Below are 2121 nucleotides of genomic sequence, written 5' to 3' on the forward strand. Positions count from 1 at the left end.
CCGATCAGAAAAAAACTTATAGAAAAAGAATAGAAAATTCTTCTTTGGGATTGAGGAGTTATAAATCTGAAGTGGTAGAATCCGATGAATTAAAACCTTTTGATAATGCTCAAGTTGGCGATTTAGTCAAACCTATTTAGATCTATCGATGGAACAACCAATATTAGAATACTTTTTATCTCTTAAATATCCGATTTCAATTTATCCCGAAGAAGAAGGCGGATACACGGCGTTAATTCCCGATTTACCCGGATGTATGACTCATAGTAAAACTTTAGAGGAAGGGATTATTCATATTGAAGAAGCGAGCGAATTTGGATAGAGACAGTTTATTTTAGTGATAAAAAAGATATTCCCATGTTTTCTAAAAGATAAAAAAATATCCCCGTAAATTGTTGCGGCGATGCGATTTTTTAAGCATTATTGACCTTCTGACCTCTAAGATCCGAAAATAAACAGAGACGACCCAAACCCATGATTGCTGGTGAGAAGGTCTCTTGGTTGGGGGCTTCTAGATGGCAGCCAGCAAATTCTTGCTGAATTTCTGTTAAGAAATAGGGCCAAATAGTCAAGAAAAAATTACCGCTAAAAATTATTCGATCGATATCTTTAAGACTTTTTTGCTGTTTTTCTAACAAATCATTAACTTTCTGTTTTAAATTATCTAGATATGGTGCAATCACCTTCTTATTTAAGTCCCTGCGACTGACAGTCCAAGTATGACCGGCTAGAGAGGAGGTAAATTCGATTTCTTCTTGGAGGATTAATTTGGTTAATCTAGCGGCTGCCAGTAAAGATTTTTTTAAGGGATTAGTATCGGTGAGATCGGCGAGGGAAAGCGGCAAAAAAGAACGCCAGAGAGGATAAATTAACTGAGAGAGTATGGCCTGTTCATAGGTGTTTTCCCCGTAGTTAAAATGGCTCAGAGCGATCGCTTGACGGGATAAAGAGCAAGTTTGCGGTGGGACTTCCAGCAGCGCTAAAGTGGTAGTCTCTCGTTTACCTTCGATAACAAGTAGGGTTTGGGGTTGAGGTTGGTCGCTAGTGGGAATATAGGCCAGAGCAGTAGCGATCGCTGTTTCTAAACTAGATAGGCAATCGGGGGGTATTAGTTGCGCTCTGAGAAGGGCTTTTTTTAGGTCATCCGTGGGGGTTTCCCCGTCATCGGTAATAATGATAGCTTCTAATCGCTCTAAGGCTTCCCAGAGCCAAGAATCGGTGCTAAAATCCCGATTAGATAGCCAGCTAATTAGATATTCTTCCACCTGATGGCAGGGTAAGAGATCGCTTGTTCCCGTTGCCAGACTCCAAGAAAGAGGATAAAAATCAATCAGTCCTTGGCTTTCCCGAAAAAAGACGATTTTCACCCCTGGTGGTTGTACCTCCATTCCCAGGGACCAACGGGCAACTTCAGGGGTTCGAGCGGGGGATAATAAAGGAAAAAGAAGCGCTTTGGCCGATTCTAAATGTTGACGAGTGGCGATAATTGTCTCGGAAGTAACTTCTTGCGGGTTAACTAGAGAGGAAATCACCTTGGCAAGAATCCGATCGATCTCGGTCAGTAGGGAGGAAAAATCCTGTTTATCGGTCACTAGATAATTAAAAATACCCACAACTGTCTATTGTAGAATCACCCACTTAAAACGAACAAAATTTAAATATTAAACCATGGAAGAAAAACGCTATCCTGCGGAAAAATCAGCAGAGATTCAAAAATTATTAGATACAGCCACTTTATTGGTCGGTTTGCCCCCTGAAACCCTCGATCAAGTTACTTTTCATGCTGTCACCCGCACTCATCCTGCTAATCGGGCGATTTTATTAGAAAATGATTGGGGTGGTTCGGTTTACTTTATTCTGGATGGTTGGGTGAAAATTCGTACTTACGATATGTCGGGTAAAGAAGTCACCTTAAATATCGTCGGTAAAGGGGAAATACTCGGAGAAATGGCCGCTTTAGAAGAATCTCCCCGTTCCACTGATGCTATCACCTTAACCACGGCCACAATTAGCAGTATTCCCGCCCAAGATTTTGTTAATCTGCTCAAATCGGAGCCTTTAGCGGGAATTCGTCTTTCTCAGTTAATGGCCAAGCGTTTGCGTCAAGTTAACCGGCGTTTA

At 41.3% G+C, this 2121-nt stretch carries 3 protein-coding genes; 2 read left to right on the forward strand and 1 reads right to left on the reverse strand.

All coding sequences use genetic code 11. The annotated features are described in order from the left end of the window. Positions 1-148: 148 nt before the first annotated feature. Positions 149-322: a type II toxin-antitoxin system HicB family antitoxin gene (locus PX484_RS23705; RefSeq protein WP_287764785.1), complete on the forward strand. Its 174-nt coding sequence runs from the start codon at positions 149-151 to the stop codon at positions 320-322. 91 nt (positions 323-413) lie between these two features. Here PX484_RS23705 and PX484_RS23710 read toward each other — a convergent pair whose 3' ends face one another. Then, entirely contained in the window at positions 414-1613 is a 1200-nt protein-coding gene (locus tag PX484_RS23710; protein WP_287764788.1) for an acetate and sugar kinases/Hsc70/actin family protein, read from the reverse strand. 55 nt (positions 1614-1668) lie between these two features. Here PX484_RS23710 and PX484_RS23715 point away from each other — a divergent pair. Next, a partial coding sequence (locus tag PX484_RS23715) for a Crp/Fnr family transcriptional regulator (protein ID WP_288105869.1) occupies positions 1669-2121 on the forward strand: 453 nt, incomplete at its 3' end.

The sequence above is a fragment of the Microcystis sp. M49636_WE2 genome (assembly GCF_030065375.1).
GTDB classification, from domain to species: Bacteria; Cyanobacteriota; Cyanobacteriia; order Cyanobacteriales; family Microcystaceae; genus Microcystis; species Microcystis aeruginosa_C.

What these genes read in the sequence shown, in the direction of transcription:
- PX484_RS23705 (WP_287764785.1), top strand. Translation starts at nt 149, where the DNA reads ATGGAACAACCAATATTAGAATACTTTTTATCTCTTAAATATCCGATT.